General features: G+C 71.5%; 15 protein-coding genes. All 15 read left to right on the top strand.

Translation table 11 applies throughout. The features are described 5' to 3' along the window. Positions 1–303 precede the first annotated feature (303 nt). The 15 genes from ABZS42_RS28270 to ABZS42_RS28200 all read left to right on the top strand — a co-directional run bounded on the left by ABZS42_RS28270 (position 304) and on the right by ABZS42_RS28200 (position 17,526). A complete protein-coding gene (locus ABZS42_RS28270) occupies positions 304–1,302 on the top strand; it encodes an ATP-dependent DNA ligase (RefSeq protein ID WP_355150346.1) in 999 nt (332 codons plus the stop codon). A 419-nt stretch (positions 1,303–1,721) separates the two neighbouring features. After that, positions 1,722–2,108: a pilin gene (locus ABZS42_RS28265; RefSeq protein ID WP_355150344.1), complete on the top strand. Its 387-nt coding sequence runs from the start codon at positions 1,722–1,724 to the stop codon at positions 2,106–2,108. Beyond that, positions 2,108–3,028, top strand: a complete 921-nt coding sequence (locus tag ABZS42_RS28260; RefSeq protein ID WP_355150342.1) for a hypothetical protein — start codon at positions 2,108–2,110, stop codon at positions 3,026–3,028. The genes ABZS42_RS28265 and ABZS42_RS28260 overlap by 1 nt, the downstream gene beginning before the upstream one ends. Continuing rightward, positions 3,025–3,993, top strand: a complete 969-nt coding sequence (locus tag ABZS42_RS28255) for a PrgI family protein (protein ID WP_355150340.1) — start codon at positions 3,025–3,027, stop codon at positions 3,991–3,993. Before ABZS42_RS28260 ends, ABZS42_RS28255 begins: the two co-directional genes overlap by 4 nt. Then, positions 3,990–5,777 (top strand): DUF87 domain-containing protein, encoded by a 1,788-nt coding sequence (locus ABZS42_RS28250; RefSeq protein ID WP_355150338.1) that lies wholly within the window; start codon positions 3,990–3,992, stop codon positions 5,775–5,777. The genes ABZS42_RS28255 and ABZS42_RS28250 overlap by 4 nt, the downstream gene beginning before the upstream one ends. 32 nt (positions 5,778–5,809) lie before the next feature. Further along, positions 5,810–8,311 (top strand): DUF87 domain-containing protein, encoded by a 2,502-nt coding sequence (locus ABZS42_RS28245; RefSeq protein ID WP_355150350.1) that lies wholly within the window; start codon positions 5,810–5,812, stop codon positions 8,309–8,311. A 240-nt stretch (positions 8,312–8,551) separates the two neighbouring features. Continuing rightward, positions 8,552–9,478 (top strand): replication-relaxation family protein, encoded by a 927-nt coding sequence (locus tag ABZS42_RS28240; RefSeq protein WP_355150336.1) that lies wholly within the window; start codon positions 8,552–8,554, stop codon positions 9,476–9,478. Positions 9,479–10,045: 567 nt separating this feature from the next. Continuing rightward, a complete protein-coding gene (locus ABZS42_RS28235) occupies positions 10,046–10,852 on the top strand; it encodes a hypothetical protein (protein WP_355150334.1) in 807 nt (268 codons plus the stop codon). 364 nt (positions 10,853–11,216) lie between these two features. Beyond that, the gene (locus ABZS42_RS28230) at positions 11,217–12,137 is read left to right on the top strand and encodes a hypothetical protein (RefSeq protein ID WP_355150332.1); all 921 of its coding nucleotides are present in this window, start codon (positions 11,217–11,219) and stop codon (positions 12,135–12,137) included. Between the two features lie 127 nt (positions 12,138–12,264). Beyond that, on the top strand, positions 12,265–13,053 hold the full coding sequence (locus ABZS42_RS28225; protein WP_355150330.1) for a MarR family winged helix-turn-helix transcriptional regulator: 789 nt from the start codon (positions 12,265–12,267) through the stop codon (positions 13,051–13,053). A 96-nt stretch (positions 13,054–13,149) separates the two neighbouring features. Continuing rightward, positions 13,150–13,782, top strand: a complete 633-nt coding sequence (locus tag ABZS42_RS28220; RefSeq protein WP_355150328.1) for a GGDEF domain-containing protein — start codon at positions 13,150–13,152, stop codon at positions 13,780–13,782. A gap of 81 nt (positions 13,783–13,863) precedes the next feature. After that, positions 13,864–14,697: a hypothetical protein gene (locus ABZS42_RS28215; protein WP_355150326.1), complete on the top strand. Its 834-nt coding sequence runs from the start codon at positions 13,864–13,866 to the stop codon at positions 14,695–14,697. A gap of 41 nt (positions 14,698–14,738) precedes the next feature. Then, entirely contained in the window at positions 14,739–15,236 is a 498-nt protein-coding gene (locus tag ABZS42_RS28210) for a hypothetical protein (RefSeq protein WP_355150324.1), read from the top strand. Next, positions 15,233–16,360 (top strand): C40 family peptidase, encoded by a 1,128-nt coding sequence (locus ABZS42_RS28205; protein WP_355150322.1) that lies wholly within the window; start codon positions 15,233–15,235, stop codon positions 16,358–16,360. The genes ABZS42_RS28210 and ABZS42_RS28205 overlap by 4 nt, the downstream gene beginning before the upstream one ends. Next, entirely contained in the window at positions 16,357–17,526 is a 1,170-nt protein-coding gene (locus ABZS42_RS28200) for a DUF4314 domain-containing protein (RefSeq protein WP_355150320.1), read from the top strand. The genes ABZS42_RS28205 and ABZS42_RS28200 overlap by 4 nt, the downstream gene beginning before the upstream one ends. Positions 17,527–17,575: the final 49 nt, after the last annotated feature.

Raw genomic sequence — 17,575 nt, 5'->3', positions numbered from 1 at the left:
CTTGCCGGTGCGGGCGCCGCGCCAGGTCAATGGCAGGTGACCCCGACGCCGCCCGCGGACGGCGTCGACGAACACTTCGCGATCCTTCATTCGGTAGTCGTGGCGCGCTGGCCCGAGCGGCGCAGGCGGGGCCCTGCGTGCATTCCATGTGATAGATCTTTGCCCCTGAGCGGGGTCCCCTCCTTCACGATGGCCTGGGGTGTGAAAGATGAGGGTCGTCCACGGCTTGGACTGGCGGTGAGCCCGGCTGGGCGCCGTGCCGGGCCAGGCCGGAGCAGCGCACTGGGGCGACCGCTCACGCCGATGCTCGCCGCGCCCGTCGACGAGGTGCCTGAGGGGCCCGACGTCACGCATGAGCCGAAGTGGGACGGTTGGCGAGCCATTGCCTTCCGCGAGGACGACGGGGTGTACCTCCAGTCGCGTGCTGGCCGCAACCTCACCACGTACTTCCCGGACGTGACTCGGGCGATCCGTTCTTTGCCTGCTGGCGTGGTGCTCGACGGTGAGTTGATCGTGTGGGATCGGGGGCGGCTGAACTTCGCTCAGTTGCAGCGCCGCGTCACCGCCGGCCGTGGCCTGCTGCGTGTGGCCCGCGAGTGTCCCGCCCACTACGTGCTGTTCGACCTGCTGGCCGACGGCGGGGAGGTGATCCTGGACTTGCCGCTGTCGCGGCGGCGGGCCCGGCTGGAGCGGCTGCTCGCCGACGGGCCGCCCCAGCTCGCCCTCACCCCGCAGACCACCGACATGCGGCAGGTGTCGGACTGGTTGCTTCACTGGACCGTTGCCACGGGGATCGAGGGTGTGGTCAGCAAGCGGTTGGGCGGACGCTACGAGCCGGGCCGGCGAGGCTGGTGGAAGTACCGGACGCATATCACCACGGAGGCCATCGTCGGCGGGGTGACAGGCAACCTCCGCGGCCCCGACACGCTGCTGCTCGGTAGGTACGACCGGTGGGGTCGACTCCGGTACACGGGCCGCACCCACTCTTTGGGTGCTGAGCAGCGGGCCGAGCTGGGCGGGATGCTGTCGCCGCTGCGTCCCTTGCAGCGCCGAGGTGGCACCGTGGTGCACCCGTGGCCGGAGCCGCTACCGGCGTCGTGGTCGGGACAGCTCGACCGGCCGGAGTCGCTGCCGTATGTGCGGGTGGAGCCGACTGTGGTGGTGGAGATCGAGGCTGACGTCGCGTTCGAGCACCAGCGGTGGCGCCACCGAGTGAGGTACATCCGAGCCAGGCCTGACGTGTCGACGTACGACGTGCCGCTGCTTCTCGGTGAGGAAGAGGGCTACTTCGGCGAGCCGTGATGGCCGGCCGATGCTGCCGCTCCTGTGCGCCGAACCACCACGTCGCCGTCAGCCGGCAAGTCTGCGTGTAGGTGTGGGCGGTTGTGAGAACGGCAGGCGTTCGCCAGAGCACACAAACGGCGGTTTAAGAGTGCGAGACCAGTTGCCCGCGATGCGGCGGGCAGCAGGGTTTCGCCCGCCGCCAGGGGGCCGGGCATTTCTCGGGCCGCCTCACGCAACCGGACGTCTCCGGGTGCCGCGCAGTTTGGTGCGCTGACACCTCATCGAACACCGCTACCCGACAAGGGAGGACGTGCTCCTCCCGGCGACGGTCGTGTTCGTGCTGCTGTCCGTGCCCGCGCCCTCTGACGGCGGTCCACCCGTCCTGACCGTCGACAACCGCCCCGGCAGCTCGTCCGGGGCCGGAGGTGAACCCGCTCATGTTCCGCATCCCGGCACGTCTTCGTGCCCTCACCCGCTCCCGTGCGGCCCACCGAACCGGGCGCATCGCCGCCGTCGCTGGCGGCTTGCTGCTTTTCCTGTCCGTGCCCGACGCCGCGTACGCCGACAGCGGCACGCTGGTGCTGGCGGCGAACTCCTTGCCGGTCGTCATCAACAATCTGCGGCTGTGGTTGATCGGCATCCTCGCCGCGGTCGCGACCCTGTTCCTCGTCCTCGCCGGCGTGTATTGGGCCACCGCCGGGGGTGACCCGGCGCAGGTCGAGCGGGCCAAGGGCGCGCTGCGCAACGCGCTGGTCGGCTACGGCCTCGCGGTCCTCGCGCCTGTCCTGCTGCAGATCGTTCAGGGCATTGTCGGAGCCCCGTGATGGGTTTCGTGTTCGATCAGATCCTGGACTGGCTGGCGGCGGCGATCCTCGCGACCCTGGACGCGCTTTTCGGGGTGATCAGCGGTGCCCTGCTGGTGACTCCGGACGTCACCGGCCTGCCGCAGGTGCAGGCGTTGACCGGCCGTTCCGTGCTCGTCGTGGACACCGTCTTCGTCCTCGCGTTCGTGGCCGCCGGCGTGCTCACCATGAACGTCGGTGGTGGCGAGAACTCCCGCTACACGATCAAGGATTTGCTTCCTCGCCTGATCGTCGGATTCGTCGCCGCCCACTTCTCCCAACTGTGGTGCGCCACGCTCATCGACCTGGCCAACGCGATGACCGGCGCGCTCAGCACCCCCGGCGGGGACGCCGATGGGTCCTTGCGAGCGATCAGGAGTCACATCGGCGGCGGGCGGGACACGGTGGCGGCGCTGCTGTTCGTGGTGTGCGTGGCGATCATCGCGGTGCTGCTCGCGGCCACGGCGTTCAGCATGATCGTCCGCTTCGCGGTCGTGCTCGTTCTGACCGCCGCTGCGCCGCTCGCGTTGGCCTGTCACGCGTTGCCGCAGACCGATCCGGTCGCCCGCCTGTGGTGGCGCTCGTACGCCGGAGTGCTGGCGGTGCCGGTGGTGCAGGGCTTCACCCTCTACGCCGGGTATTGGATGCTTACCGACCCGCAGCACCTGCTGCCCGTGCTCGGTCTGCCGGTCGAGCCCGGTGGGGTGATCAACCTGTTCATCGTCATGGTCATGCTCTGGACCACGGTCCGGGTACCCGCGCTGATGCGCCGCTACGTAGCCGCCGGCGGCAGCGGCCGCGGGGTGAACATGATCGGCGCGGCCGCGCGGGTGCTCGTCGTGCAACAGGTCACTCGCTCGGTCCCCGGTCTCGGCCGCGGGTTGAAGGCGGTGGGCCGATGAGCGCCCACGCGGACCGGTCGGACGCGGGTCGGGTGCGAATGCCCGCTGACGTTGACGCCCCGGACAAGGTCGCCTACGGACTGACGTTTCGGCAGTTGGCGATCCTCGCCGTCGCCGCACTGGCCTTCTACGGCGCCTGGCGTTTCCTGCATCAACTGGTGCCGGTGCCGGTGCTGGTCGGCGCCGCCGTGGTGCTCGGGGCCATGGTCTTCGCGGTCGCGGTGGGCCGCCGCGATGGGCTGCCGCTGGATGTGTGGCTGCTGGCCGCGGTCCGACACGCGGGGGCATCTCGCGCGTTGTCGACGACGGACACGACGTCGAGGACGCCGAACTGGGTGCAGGCCCCGAAGAGCAGGATGATGGTGCCGGCGCCGTTGACGCTCCCCGCCGACGCGATCGACGACGGCGGGGAAATCCGACTGGGTGGCGCGCGGGCGGCGATGGTCGCCGCGTCGAGCGTCAACCTCGCGCTGCGTACCGCAGACGAGCAGGCCGCCCTGATCGACACGTTCGGTCGCTGGCTCAACAGCCTGTCCACCCCGACGCAGATCGTGGTGTCGGCGCGGCCGGTGGACCTGCACTCCGCCGCTCGCGCCCTCTCCCAGGTTATGGAAGGCCTTTCACACCCGGCCTTGGCGGACGCGGCGGCCGACCACGCCCGGTTCCTCGAGGACCTCGCGACGCGGCGGGATCCGCTGCGCCGGCAGGTCCTCATCGTCACCCGCACCAGCCTTGGCGAGCGCGGTGAGCATGCCGCGCGGCGGCGCGCCGACCAGACGGTCCGCGTCCTGTCCGGGCTCGGCGTCACCACCCGAACCCTGGACGGGAAGGCGGTGACCGCCGCGATCGCCGCTTGCGCCGATCCCTACCGGCCACCCCGACCCGGCGGACTCGCCGCCCCGGATGCCGTCATCACTTCCACGCCCCACCAGCGTCACCGGGCCCGAAGGAGCGACCAGCCGTGAAACTGCGAAACCGATCCCACACGAGCGCGCGGAACCGCCAGTCGCAGAGGCTGGCGGCCGCCGTCGCGCCCGCTTCGGTGGAGGTCGCCCCCCGCTTCCTACGCGTCGGTGACGGCTACGCCGCCACCCTCGTGGTGACCGGCTACCCCGCCGAGGTGGGCCCGGCCTGGCTCGAACCCCTGCTGTCCTGGCCGGGCCGCCTCGAGCTCGCCCTGCACATCGATCCGCTGGCCGCGCCGGTCGCTGCGGCGCGGCTGCGTGACCAGCGTGCCCGCTTCGAATCGTCGCGGCGGGTCGACGCGGGGCGGGGCAAGCTCGCCGATCCGATGGTGGAGGCGGCGGCTGAGGACGCCGCGGACCTCGCTGACCGGCTCGCCCGGGGCGCGGCGAAGCTGTTCCGCGTCGGCCTGTATCTGACCGTGCACGCGCGCAGCGAAGATGAGTTGATGGAGGCGTGCGCGCAGGTGAAGGCCGCCGCCGCGTCGACGCTGATCGAGGTGCAGCCGGCCACCTGGCGGCACCTCGCGGGCTGGAGCACCACCCTGCCGCTGGCCACCGATTCCCTGCAGCTGCGCCGCACGATGGACACTGCGGCCCTCGCCGCGGCGTTCCCTCTCGCCAGCGCGGACCTGCCGGCGCCGCTGCCCGGCGACCCGCCCGCCGAGGGTGGGGTCCTGTACGGGATCAACCCCGACTCGCAGGGCGTCGTGTGGTGGGACCGTTGGGCACAGGAGAACCACAACAGCGTCGTCCTCGGACGCTCCGGCGCCGGCAAGTCGTACTTGGTGAAACTGGAGATCCTGCGCAACCTCTACCAGCGGGTGCAGGTCGCCGTCATCGACCCCGAAGACGAGTACCTGCGGCTGGCCGATGCGGTCGGCGGCACCGTCGTGCGCCTCGGCATGGCTGGGGTGAAGGTCAACCCTTTCGATCTGCCTAGCGGGGACAGTCGACCCGATGTCCTCACCCGACGAGGGTTGTTCGCGCACACTCTCATCGCGGTGCTGCTCGGCGAGCAGCCGCCACCGGTCCAGCGCGCCGCGCTGGACCGGGCGATCCTTGCCGCCTACCGGCAGGCTGGCATCACCGCCGACCCGGCCACCCACCACCGGCCCGCCCCGCTGCTGCGCGACCTCGAAGCGTGCCTACATGGTGACGACGACCCGGCCGCCCGGCAGCTCGCCGCCCGGCTCGCCCCGTGGGTGCACGGCTCGTTTTCGCACCTGTTCGACGCGCCGACCACCACCCGCCCCGACGGGCACATGGTCGTGTGGTCGCTGCGGCACCTGCCCGACGAACTTCGCGGCGTCGGCACCCTCCTCGCGTTGGACGCGATCTGGCGGCAGGTCGACACCCCCGGCCGATCAGACGTGCGGCGGCTCGTGGTGGTGGACGAGGCGTGGCTGCTGATGCGCGACGGCGAGGGAGCCCGGTTCCTGTTCCGCATGTCCAAGGCCGCCCGCAAACGCCACGCCGGACTGGCCGTGATCACCCAGGACGTCGCCGACGTGCTCGGCAGCGACCTCGGGCAGGCCGTCGTCGCCAACGCCGCCACCCAGGTGCTGCTCAAACAGGCACCGCAGGCCATCGACGCCATCGGCGATGCGTTCGGTCTCACCGCCGGCGAACGCCGACTGCTGCTGGCCGCCCGGGTCGGCACCGGTCTGCTCATCTCGGGCACCAGCCGGACCAGCTTCGAGGCCGTCGCCTCCGCCGCCGAACACCAGCTGTGCACGACCCGCCCGAGCGACCTGGCACGCCTCGACGACGAGGAGGACCTGTGATCCCCACCGCCGCCCACCTCGCGTTCGTCCCCATGCCCACACCTGCGCCGGGCGGACCGGGTGTGGGCGTCGCACCGCCGACTGGAGCAGCGCGGTGGGTACTCGACATCGCCGCATGGACGGTGCAGCGGCCCTGGCTGCTCGCCGTCGCCGCGGCCGTGCTACTCGCCTACGTCGCCGGCCGTAACCTCCTCGCCCGGTGGCGACACCACCACCACGCCGACAGGGCGCGCCTGGTCACGATTGCCCCGCCACCCGAGGTCGACCCGCGCAGCGCCGCGGCGTTGTGGGCCAACCTGCACGGCACGCTCACCCCATCACGCCGACGCAGGCTGCTCTACGGCACCCCGCACGTCGTGTGGCAGTACACGTGGACCGGCCGGCGGCTGCTGATCAGCGTGTGGGTGCCCGGCAGCGTTCCGCGCGGTGCCGTTGAGGCCGCCGTGCGCGGCGCCTGGCCCGGCGCCGCCTGCACTATCGACTACAGCCCCGGCCCGCCGATGCCTCTCGACGCGACGGCGGTGGGTGGGCACCTGCTGCCCTACGCCGCCGAATGGCTCCCGCTGACGACAGATCACGGCAATGATCCGCTGCGCGCTCTGATGGCCGCCGGTTCGAGCCTGCGCGCCGACGAGCACGCGTGTGTGCAGGTTCTCGCCCGCCCCGCCGCCGTCCGGCGCGCGCAGCGTGCTCGCCGCGCCGCAGCGCGGCTGCGCGACGGCAAAACCGCCCTCCCGGCGATCAACCCAGCCGCGCCGCTGCTATGGCTCATCGAGGCGTTCCTTCCCGGCCCCTCCGCTCACACCGGGGCGCGGCACGGGCAGACAGGCCGCCGTGACCCCGGTGTGGAGCGCGATGTGCGGGCCATCCTCGACAAGACGTCTCACCCGCTGTGGGAAACCGCCGTGCGCTACGCCGTCGCGAAAGACCCCCGGCGCAGCCACACCGATCAGCGTCACCGGTTGCGGGGCATCGCCGACACCATCGCCTTCGCGTTCGCGGTGTACTCCGGACGCAACCGGCTCACCCGCCGGGCCCGCATGCCCCACCCGGTTGGGGTGCTCGTGCAGCGGCGCCTCGGCGCCGGGTTCCTCACCTGCACCCCGGAGTTGGCGGCGCTCGCCGCGCTGCCCCGCGACCTGGCCGTGCCGGGCTTGGACCGGGCCCGCGCCAAGTCCATGCCGGCGCCGGTCGCGGTGTCGGCCGGCGGGCGCGGGGAGAAGGTCCTCGGTGACGCGCAGGTCGGCGGGCACAGCGTGGCCCTGTCCGTGCCGGACTCGAGGTATCACCTGCACGTCATCGGGTCGACCGGCAGCGGCAAGACGACACTGTTGGTCAACATGGCCGTCGACGACATCCGGGCCGGCCGCGGCACGGTCGTCATCGACCCGCACGGCGACCTGGTTCTGGACATACTCGACCGGCTTCCCGCCTCGGTCGCGGAGCGGGTGGTGTTGTTCGATCCGGACCAGCCCAACCCGCCCACGATCAATCCCCTCGCCGGCGACGACCCGGACCTCGTGGTCGACAACCTCGTGTCGATCTTCGGGAACATCTTCGCCAAGGCGTGGGGACCCCGCATGGACGACGTCATGCGCGTCGCGTGCCTCACCCTGCTGCGGCACGCCAACGTCACCTTGCAGCACATCCCGCCCCTGCTCAACAACAAGCAGGTCCGCGCCGAAATGACCGTCGACCTGGACGACCCGGCCGGGCTGCGGGGCTTCTGGCAGTGGTACGACGAGCTCAACCCTGCCCTACGGTCCCAGGTCATCGGGCCCGTCCTCGCCCGCCTACGCGCGTTCCTGCTGCGCGACTTCGTCAAACGGACCATGCGCTACCCGCAGTCGAGCTTCGACATGGGCAAGGTCCTCGACGGCGGGGCGCTGCTCGTGCGCATCCCTAAAGGGCAACTTGGGGAGGACACCAGCAAGCTGCTGGGGTCGCTGATCCTGGCGCAGGTGTGGCAGGCCGCCACCGCCCGCGCCCGCGTCTCCCCCGACCGGCGACGCGACGCCACGCTGATCATCGACGAGGCGCAGAATTTCCTCACCCTCGCCAACAGCCTGGACACGATGCTCGCCGAGGCCCGCAAGTACCGGCTGTCCCTCGTCCTGTCCCATCAGGACCTCGCCCAGTTCCCCAAGGATCTCCTCGCCGCCGCGTCGGCGAACGCCCGCAACAAGGTCTACTTCTCCTGCGCCCCCGAGGACGCCCGTGTCCTGGCCCGGCACACCCTGCCGGAACTCGACGAGCACGACCTCACTCACCTCGACGCCTACACCGCCGCGACCCGCCTGGTCGCCGACGGACGGCAGACGCCGGCGTTCACCATGCGCACCCGGCCCCCGAAGCCTGTGGTCGGCGCGGCCACCGTCATCCGACAAGCCGCCGCGAGAAGGGTCGAGCCGCAGCAGGCGAGCGCCATCGACGCCCTCGTCGAGCGGCTCGCTCAGCCGAAGAAGCCCGACAGCCGCCGCGCGGGTGTCCCGCGCGACACCGATCGGGCTCGCCGCGGGTCCCGCACCACCTGAGCCCCGGGGACAAGGGCCTCTGCGCCGCCCCTGGCGGGAGGTCGAGGGGGTCCGTCGCGTCTTCCGTGGCGGCTTCACCGCGCCTTCCGCACCTGTCTGCGCGCGGGCACCACCTGGGAGGCGGATACGCCTGTCAGCGCAGCACACCGCCGGTGACCAGCCTGGTCACCGGCGGTGACAGTTCCGGACTCCCTCCCACAGGAGGGAGTCCCTTCGTTTCTACTCCCTGAGGAGATCCTCATGTCCTCCGACTCACCGGCCCCCAAACCGCGCCCGTCCCCACCCCGCCCGTCCGCCTCCGCCCGCCGGCCGAGCAGAGCCCAGCTCCTGTCCAACCTGCGCCGGCTCACCCTGCGCGACCACCAACTCCTGGCCTGGCTCGCCGAGCACTACCTGCTGTCCACCGCCCAGATCGCCACCGCGCTGTTCCCGTCGGAACGCTCCGCCCGGCTGCGCCTGGCCACGCTGCACCATCTGGAGGCGGTACACCGCTTCGGCGATGTCACCACCGGCACCGGCGGCTACCTGTACACCCTCGGCCCGCTCGGCGCGGTCGTGCACCCCAGCGCCTACAGCGACCCCGCGCGACCCGACGCCCGTCCGCCGCGCACCAGCCTCGAACGCGCCGAACGCATCATCGGCAGCCGCCGCCTTCGGCACCTGCTCGGCGTCAACCAACTCTTCGTCGACCTGCACGCTCACACCCGCAGCGACCCCGGCGCCGAACTGGTGCGCTGGTGGTCCGAACAGCATGCCACCGCCGCCTTCGCCCTCGCCGACATCCGTCCCGACGGCCACGGCATCTGGCACGCCTCCGGCCGCGCCGTCGGGTTCTTCCTCGAACATGACAACGGCACCGAGAACCTGCGCACCGTGCTGCGTAAGCTGCGCGCCTACGAACGCCTCGCCGAGTTCGGCCCCCGCTATCCGGTCCTGCTGCGTGTGCCCGGCCACCGGCGCGAGGCCCACCTGCTTGACGCCCTCGCTGGCGTCCCCACCGCCATGCCCGTAGCCACCGGTCTGCACCACGAACACCCCGCCGGACCCGCCTGGATGCTCGCCTCCGATCCCGGCGCCCGCCGTTGGCTGCATGAACTGCCCAGCGACCACGGCCCCGACAACACCGCCACCAACCCCCACCGCTACACCGACCCCGACGACACCTGACAGCCCCGGCTCGCTTACCGCCGCTCACCGCCCAGTCCGCCGCCTCACCATCGGCTCGGAAGGATCCTGTGCTCCAGGCGAGCGGCTGTGAGCGGACCCGCCACTCACAGGGACCCACGGCCGCTTACGCCGGCACCGCAGTGCGGCGCCGATTGCCTCTCACATCGCAGGTCAACCTGCCTGCACGGCCGTTGCGGCAGCCCCGCACCGCTGTGAGTGCTCAGGGCTACCTTTCACGGCACCACCACACTCACCTATCGCTTCACCCCGGTTCGGTCCCACCCCAGGGATCCTCGCCGCACCAACCCGGTGCGCCACGCCCACCCGCCTCGGCCGGTCGGCACGCGCACCTCGCGGCGACCCTGACGGTCGCACCCACCACCCCCGGCAGCGCACCACGCGCCCGCACGTCACCGACCTGACCCACGCACCCAATGGGCTCGGTCGCCTCCGCGCGTCCACACGCACGCGCTCTCCTGCCGAACTGACCCGATCCGCGAAACCGGCGAGCCGGTCATTTCTGCGCGCCCCCACACACCCCACCCATCCGAAGGAGGACCTTCACCTATGTCCACTGTCAACGGCACCCCGCTGACCCGCCATGGCAGCCGCGTGCCCCTCATCCCCGCACGACCCACCCCACCGACGCCGGCTGCCCCGCCAGCCCGCGCCCAGGCCACCGCTGTCCGGCCGCCAGTCACCCCGGCACCCACGATCAAGATCATGGTCATTTGTCTGCCCGACGACCTACCGGCGCAGGCGATGACCAGCCACCAACTCGGCACCCACTTCGGGGTCACCGGCACCCTCACCACCCTGTACTGGGCAACCCCGCGGCTACGGCCGTGGCAACGGCACCAGCTGATCGGTGCCCGCAAAGGTCAACCGACCCTGTGTGCGGGCGGACGCGTACGGCTGCTCGACCTGCCTGGCATGCGGCACGCCGCCGCCGTCGGCGCCGGTATTCGTCACCAGGTGTGGCAGCAGATCGTCCACGGCACCGGGCCGGCTACCCCGTGGCCGGTGTTCGAGTCTCGCCACCTCACCGACCCCGACCGCTACCCCCTCGACAGGGCGAGCGAGGACTTCCACGCCCAGCCCCGGGTGCACGCCATGCGCCTGCACGCCGCCACCACCCCCGGCGCCGGTCATCTGAGTGTCGGGGAGCTGGAGATGTACCAGGCCGGGCAGGTCGCCTACCAGCACTACCGCGCCGCCAGCGCCGTCGCCGGTGACGCGATGCTCACCGCCGACGGCCGCCACCTCGCCCCGGCCAGCGATGCGCTCGCCCACCGCATCACCTACCTCGAGCAGGCCCTGGCCCACCTCGACACCGTCGGACCAGAGCAGCGGCTGCTCGCCATCGCCCTCTAACCACCCCTCGGCCGCTGACACCACGCACACGCTGGTGTCTGCTCACCGCCGCACCAAGCCGACCACCGCTGCTCCGGACGGCACCGGAAGCCGCCCGCGCAGCGACGCGAGCAGCGGCCACCGCACCCAACGGTGCGCGCCAGTCGTCAGGCGATTGCCCACCGCGCTGTCGACACAACACCCGCCACGTTCGTGCGCTCCCGCGCTTGCTGGTTGGTGATCGCCGCAACCCGGCAGGTGGGTGATACCTCAGCCACGCACGCCGGGCGCCCCGGGTAAGGGGACGCCCGCACCCCGCTGGCCTGCGGCAGGCCGCTCTGTTCCTCTTCCTGCCCCCTCTTGTTGCACGGAGGTCCGCTTCACCATGCCCAGCCGACTGTGGTTCCGCGTCGAGGATGTGCTGCCCCTGGCAGAACACGCCCTCGCCTGTCCCACCCACCGCCTCACCCGCGCGCAACTCGCGGCAGGCGAGCACAACACCCCGGCGCTGACCCTGCGACGCGCCGGCTCTGACGGCCACCTTCGCTCCAACGGTGTGCCGGTCTGGCACACCCCGCACGGCGACGAGCAGGTCGCCTACGGCGGCGCCTGGCACCCTGTCGGCGGCGCGGTGTCGGAGCTGGAACAGCACCTGTACCTGCCGCTGCGGCACCCCGACCCCGACGGGCGGCAGCTGATTGACGTGCTGCGCGCCGGCCGAGCCCTCGACCGCACCTGGCTTGCGATCGACACCGACACCGCACCTGGATGCACGCTCGACGCCGGATGCGTGGAGCTGTTCGACCATCGCGCGGAGATCGTTCCGCTGGGAACGCGCTGGCGGCCGGCCATGGTCACCTCGCCGCAAACCGGCGGTCGTGATTATCCCGCGCTGGTCGCCGACGGATACGACGCCGGCGACGACGGCTGGCTCATCTGCCGATTCGATCCGCACACGGTGCGACAGATAGCCGCGGAGCTCGGCGGGCCATGGCGGGCCGGCACGATGCCCGGGGAGTACCCGCTGCTGCGCTTCGACGGCCGCACCGTGGTGCTGCTCGAGGAGACCGACTCCGCGGACGGAGCCCGTCTCGATGTCGATGACCGCTGCTACCCCGACCGGGACGGCTACTACAGCATCGGCGCATACCGGTGGCTCTGGCACACCTCACCCACCGGCTCGATGCCCACCCGCACGGGGCTCCGGCTGCGCCTGGCGGCCCTATCCGGCCGCATCCGCGAGCGCGCCGACATCCGTCGCCCACGCTCGCAGATGCCCGCCGCTGACGACCGTCCCTCGGGCTGACCCGCGACATCACAGCCCTTCGCCGAACCGGATCCCGCGGGATGTCCCGAGATCCGGTCATCGCACTTGATCAGCGGCGCAAACGAAGCGTGGATCAGTGCTGACCTCACACCACAGGGAGATGCCCATGACCGACGCACCCGAACCCGTACCCGCACATGCCATGTTCAACGTCCTCGCCGCGCTCGCGGAGCTCGGTGAAGCCACCGCCGCCGACGTGGCTGACAAGGCTGGGCTCGCCTACTCCACCGCCACGGCGAAGCTCCGCGCCTTGCAACACGCCGGGCAGGCCGAATCCATCCGTACCGAGGACAAGCGCGCGGTGTGGCAGCTGACCGACGCGGGCCGCACCACCGTCGGCACCGACCACAGCCCACTACCGGTCCACGACACCTATGTGCCGCCCGAGGCACCGGCACCGGCACCGGCCACCGCCGACCACCCCGCCGAGGACGGCGACGCCACCTACAACGAGCGGACTCCTCCGCAGCCGGAGGATCGCACCCCCACCGCGCCTTCGGCCTCCGCCCTTACCCCAGCCGCGCCGGACGGCGCAGGGGACGGATCCGTGGCCGCGGCCGACGCGGGCAGCGCGCACCCTGTTGCGGCGTCGGAGGATGCCGACTCGGACACGGCCGCTCCGGCGGGTGAGGCCGGCACCTCGGCTGCGGGCAGTCGCCGGACCAAGGGCTCCCTGAGAGGGGCGGTGCTGGACATCCTCGAAGCCCACCCCGAGCGGGCATACAAGACCAGCGAGCTGTGCAGGCTCATCGACGCCGCGAACGCCGGCGCCGACGCGAGGAAAGCCAGTGCCGGCGCGGTCGTCAACGCGGCGGACAAGCTGGTCGGCGACGGCAAGGCCGTACGGACCGTCGAGAAGCCCGCCACCTTTCAACTCGCCCCCGCCCGCGCGTAGTCGGCGGAATCCACGCCAGGTAGCCCAGGGGCGGGCGTGAAGTTGGACGCTTGCCGCCCGCCCCCGGTGCTCCTTCTGAACCAAGGAGCGATCTCAGTGTCTCAGACCGTGCACGCGCTGCTCACCGCCGCTGGCGGGATCCTCGCAGGCCTTGCCCTCGCCGTGGCGGTGCTGTGGCGACAGCAGCACGCCCTGCGGACGGCCCGTTATGAGGCCACCCACGACGACGTCACCAGCCTGCCCAACCGGCGGTTGTTCCTCACCCGCCTCCGTGCGGCCCTCCACGACAACACGCCGGTGGGGGTGGTGCTGCTGGACCTCAACCGGTTCAAGGCCGTCAACGACAGCCTCGGCCACGAGGTCGGCAACGACCTGCTCGACCAGGTCGGCCGACGCCTGGCCGGGCTCCCCGCTCCCGTGGAGGTCGCGGCCCGGCTCTCCGGCGACGAGTTCGCGCTGCTCGTGATCGGAGACCGCGACGACACCGCCGCCGCGGCCCACGCCGCGTGGCAGGCGATCGCCGACGGCTTCATCCGCGTTGTCAACGGCGACCTTCGTGTGACGGCGTCGGTCGGCTACACCCACGTGAACCGTGCCGACGCCAGCCCTCGGCAGCTGCTCACCCAGGCCGACTCGGCGATGTACGAGGCGAAACGCGGCAGCGTCGGAGTGCAGGAGTACCTGCCGCATCGCACAGCGACGGTGCGCAGCCGTGACCGCCACGGCTGACCCCTCCCCTATCCCCCGCCAGGACCCCGCAGCTGTCCGGCTGTGGGGTCCCTTCGTCTCTGCCTACGACAGGGAGACCCTGTGTTGTCCTTCCCCGATGTCCACGCCCTCACCTCGTGCCTCGCGGCCGCCGACGCTGACGCCGACACGCGTGGCTGGGGCCAGCCGATAACGCTGCTGCTCCTCCACGACGGGGCCCCGGCCACCGACGAGGCGCAGCGCGAGATCCGCAGCCTGGAGTTCCCACTCCACCCCCACGACGCACTCGCCGATGCGGCTGGGCCGGCCGCGCTGCTGCACCACATCGCGGACGAACTCGACGGGCCTGCGACGCCTTACCAGGCCACCCTCGCCGCCATCGTTGGCCTGATCCGGGTGGCCACGCCCAACGCCCGGTTGCTGGCCTGGGCCGCCTGCTACCGCGATCTTCAACCTGTCGACCGGCGGCTGCGGCAAGCCCGCCGGGTTGACGCCGTCGACATCGATGGCCGCTTCTACCAGCTCACCCGTTTGCACGGCGACGACCACCCCGTGGTGCTCGTCGACGACACTCCCGCGAATGACGCCCCTCCCACTTATCGCGGCCTGGTCGCGCTACTGGCCGCCGGCGTCCGCTTCACCCAGACCCGTCCCCGCGTGGGGCTCCGCATGAGCAGCACGGGGCGCAGGCCACGATCGGACCTGGACGAGCCGATCTTCGGGGTGTGCGGCCCTGACGGCGCGTCGCTGCGCTGCCGGATCTGCGGGGCGGTCGACGAGGTCACGGTCACCGAGTTGCCGTCCATGGCCGGCTACGGCGAGGACACCTCCGTCCGCTGCAGCCGCTGCGGGTCGGCCGAAACCACCGACCCGATCTTCGGCTGGCGCGCCAAACCCGCCACGTGGCCTCCCCTGCCCCCGCACGACCAGCCGTGACGCGCTGCTCCCGCCCCCATTCGCTGAAGGAGTCGAGTTTCGTGAGCACTCACTGCTACGTCGGCACCATCCGCCCCGACAATCCGCATCTGGTGCACGCCCGGTTCGTGCTGTTCGACGGTCACCCGGCCGTCGTGCTACCCACGTTGGCCTCGATCTGGGCCAACCACAACCACCACAACGCCACCGCGCTGATCACCGCGATCCTCGCCCATGACTGGGAGTATCTCGACGCGGACATCACCGCGACGATCCGCTCGCCGTTTCCCGGGCAGCGTGCGCTGCCGGGCGTGGGCATGACCCTGGCGTCCGAGGTGGACCCGCCGGAGCCGGTCACGGTGTTCCCGCTGTGCCACGCCAAGCATTTCGACGCCGGATGGATTTACCTCATCGACGCGGGCACCGCCAGCATCGGCGTGCACACCAGCGACGGCACCCGTGTCGCCACGTATCACCTGGATAACTGCCTGTACCCGGGCGACATCGAACTCGGCGAGCGGCAGGGCCGACTGCGGCCAGCGGCGGGAGTACGCAGGTGAGTGCCCGCGCTCTCGCCGCGATCACCGCCGCCGTGGTCGCCGTGCTGGTGCTGTGCGCCGGCGGCGTCGGAGCCTTGTTCACCGGCGGTGGCAGCGCCTCAGCCGGCTGCTACAGCGCGGTCGGTCCGGACGGACAACCGTTGCTGCCCACCCTTGCCCTGTCCCCACCTGCTGTCGGGGCCGGCGGGTGGAACAGCGAACAGGTAGCCAACGCCGCGACCATCGTCGCCGTCGGCACGCAACTGCAGGTGCCGCCCCGTGGGTGGGTCATCGCCTTGGCCACCGCCCTGCAGGAATCGCGCCTGCGCAACCTGCCCGCCGGGGATCGCGACTCGATCGGGCTGTTCCAGCAACGCCCCTCGCAGGGCTGGGGCACTCCCGTTCAACTGCGGGATCCCCGCTACGCGGCCGGGAAGTTCTACCAGGCGTTGCTGGCCGTCGACGGGTGGCAGGCCATGGCGTTGACCGACGCCGCTCAGGCCGTGCAGCGCTCCGCCTATCCCGGCGCCTACGCCGGATGGGAAGACGACGCGATCGCCCTGGTCCGCGTCCTGATCGGCGGCACGCCCACCGGCCCGGTGGCCGATGACCTGGAGCAGGCGATGAGTAACCCGTTGTGCCTGTTCGACGGGGGCGACGGCCAACCCGGCGCCGAGCAGGTGCCTCTACCGGACGGGTTCGCTCTGCCTCTGGGGACCCCGCCGCAAGTCCAGACGGCGATCGGCTGGGCCCTCGGCCAGCTCGGCACGCCGTACACCTTCGGCGGGGACTGCACCGCACCGCACTCCGGTATCCCCGCCCGCCAGTGCGACTGCTCATCGCTGATGCAGCAGGCCTACCGAGCGGCAGGTGTCGACCTGCCCCGCGTCACTCGCGACCAGGTTCACGCCGGCAGCCCGGTCACCAACCAGCAGGACCTGCGGCCCGGGGACCTGCTGTTCATCCCCGGCAGCCGCGGCAGCACCAGCCGTCCCGGCCACGTCGGCATGTACCTCGGCAACGGGCTCCTCGTGCAAGCCCCACACAGCGGCGACGTCGTCAAGATCAGCCGTCTGTCCGCCTGGGCCGACCAGCTCGCCGCCGTCCGCCGCATCGTCGAAACCAGAGGAAGGAACAGCGCATGACCACACGTAAACGGGACGCGATACCGGGTGACGGCGCCCCATCGATGACATACCAACCGGGCGACCGCGTCGCCCTGGAGCACACGGCCGACCCGCACGCTCTGCTACGACCTGGGGACGAGGGCGCCGTGCGCCGCTACGACCCGCAGACGCGGGTGCTCGACGTCGACTGGGACAACGGCTCCCGGTTGTCGCTGCTCCTCGGTGAGGGCGACCGAGTCCGCCGCATTGCCGGTACCGGACCCGATCGGGATTGGGAGCGGGTACTCGACGCGCTGCGATCCGCCGGCGAGACCGCCGGGCGCGACGCGGCCGAGTGGTGGGCGCAGCATGTCCTTGGCGGCCGGGCAGACGGCGATGTGGCCGTGGCAGCCCGACAGGTCCTCACCGGCTTCGACGACCTCGATCCGCCGATCCTCGACGGATTGCCGACCGCCGACCGGTACTTCCTGGCCGACGACTCCGACCGGTACGCCGAACACGCACCGCCGGACGCGCCGGCCTGGGAGACGCTCACCGCGCGGCAGTGTGACCAGACGCGGTGGGCGTGGTGCGACGGCTACGACGCCGCCGTGTACGCCGAAGCGGCCCGCCGCTGCCGGATGATCCTTCACCCCGACGGTGACGACCGGGACCTGCGCCACGTCTACCCGGACCGGGTACGACTGGGCGGGCCGGGCGTGTTCGCGGGCGACTGGGCGTGGGCACCGAACGACGCCGGGGACATGCGGATCCCAGTCGGGTTTGTCGGCACCCTGATCGACACCTGGAACGGGTGGGCCGTGTTCTGCTGCGCTCGGGACGTCGCCGAGGCGATCGTCGCCGACCAGCACAACCACCGGGACCGCTTCCGCCGGCACCTCACGGCCGAGGGCATCCCGGAAGCGGATCTGGACCGTCGGGTGGACGAGTCCCTCGGGCGGATGTGGTTCGACGGGGACGTCATCGTCGTCGACGACACGCGCGTGCAGAACGACCCGGACGCGATCGACCACATTCCGCCGACCTTTGATGGCCAGTACGTCGTGATGGGTTGGTGCTGGACGTGGATCGCGGTGCATCCCTACGACTGTGATCGCATCGCCGGCACCATCCCCGACCCGGCGACGACCCATACCTCGAGCGGCTCATCTCACCGTCATCACCCCGGACCGGAGCCGATCTGACGCGGGAACCGGCGACTGACCCCTACCCCGAGCACATCTGCCCTCGACG

This window comes from Micromonospora sp. NPDC005367, from assembly GCF_040606825.1.
In the GTDB taxonomy this organism is placed as follows: Bacteria; Actinomycetota; Actinomycetes; order Mycobacteriales; family Micromonosporaceae; genus Micromonospora.
The sequence above is the reverse complement of the archived record's forward strand: the minus strand, read 5'-3'. Positions and strand labels throughout refer to the sequence as shown.

What these genes read in the sequence shown, in the direction of transcription:
- ABZS42_RS28270 (WP_355150346.1), top strand. Translation starts at nt 304, where the DNA reads ATGCTCGCCGCGCCCGTCGACGAGGTGCCTGAGGGGCCCGACGTCACG.
- ABZS42_RS28265 (WP_355150344.1), top strand. Translation starts at nt 1,722, where the DNA reads ATGTTCCGCATCCCGGCACGTCTTCGTGCCCTCACCCGCTCCCGTGCG.
- ABZS42_RS28260 (WP_355150342.1), top strand. Translation starts at nt 2,108, where the DNA reads ATGGGTTTCGTGTTCGATCAGATCCTGGACTGGCTGGCGGCGGCGATC.
- ABZS42_RS28255 (WP_355150340.1), top strand. Translation starts at nt 3,025, where the DNA reads ATGAGCGCCCACGCGGACCGGTCGGACGCGGGTCGGGTGCGAATGCCC.
- ABZS42_RS28245 (WP_355150350.1), top strand. Translation starts at nt 5,810, where the DNA reads ATGCCCACACCTGCGCCGGGCGGACCGGGTGTGGGCGTCGCACCGCCG.
- ABZS42_RS28240 (WP_355150336.1), top strand. Translation starts at nt 8,552, where the DNA reads ATGTCCTCCGACTCACCGGCCCCCAAACCGCGCCCGTCCCCACCCCGC.
- ABZS42_RS28235 (WP_355150334.1), top strand. Translation starts at nt 10,046, where the DNA reads ATGTCCACTGTCAACGGCACCCCGCTGACCCGCCATGGCAGCCGCGTG.
- ABZS42_RS28230 (WP_355150332.1), top strand. Translation starts at nt 11,217, where the DNA reads ATGCCCAGCCGACTGTGGTTCCGCGTCGAGGATGTGCTGCCCCTGGCA.
- ABZS42_RS28225 (WP_355150330.1), top strand. Translation starts at nt 12,265, where the DNA reads ATGACCGACGCACCCGAACCCGTACCCGCACATGCCATGTTCAACGTC.
- ABZS42_RS28200 (WP_355150320.1), top strand. Translation starts at nt 16,357, where the DNA reads ATGACCACACGTAAACGGGACGCGATACCGGGTGACGGCGCCCCATCG.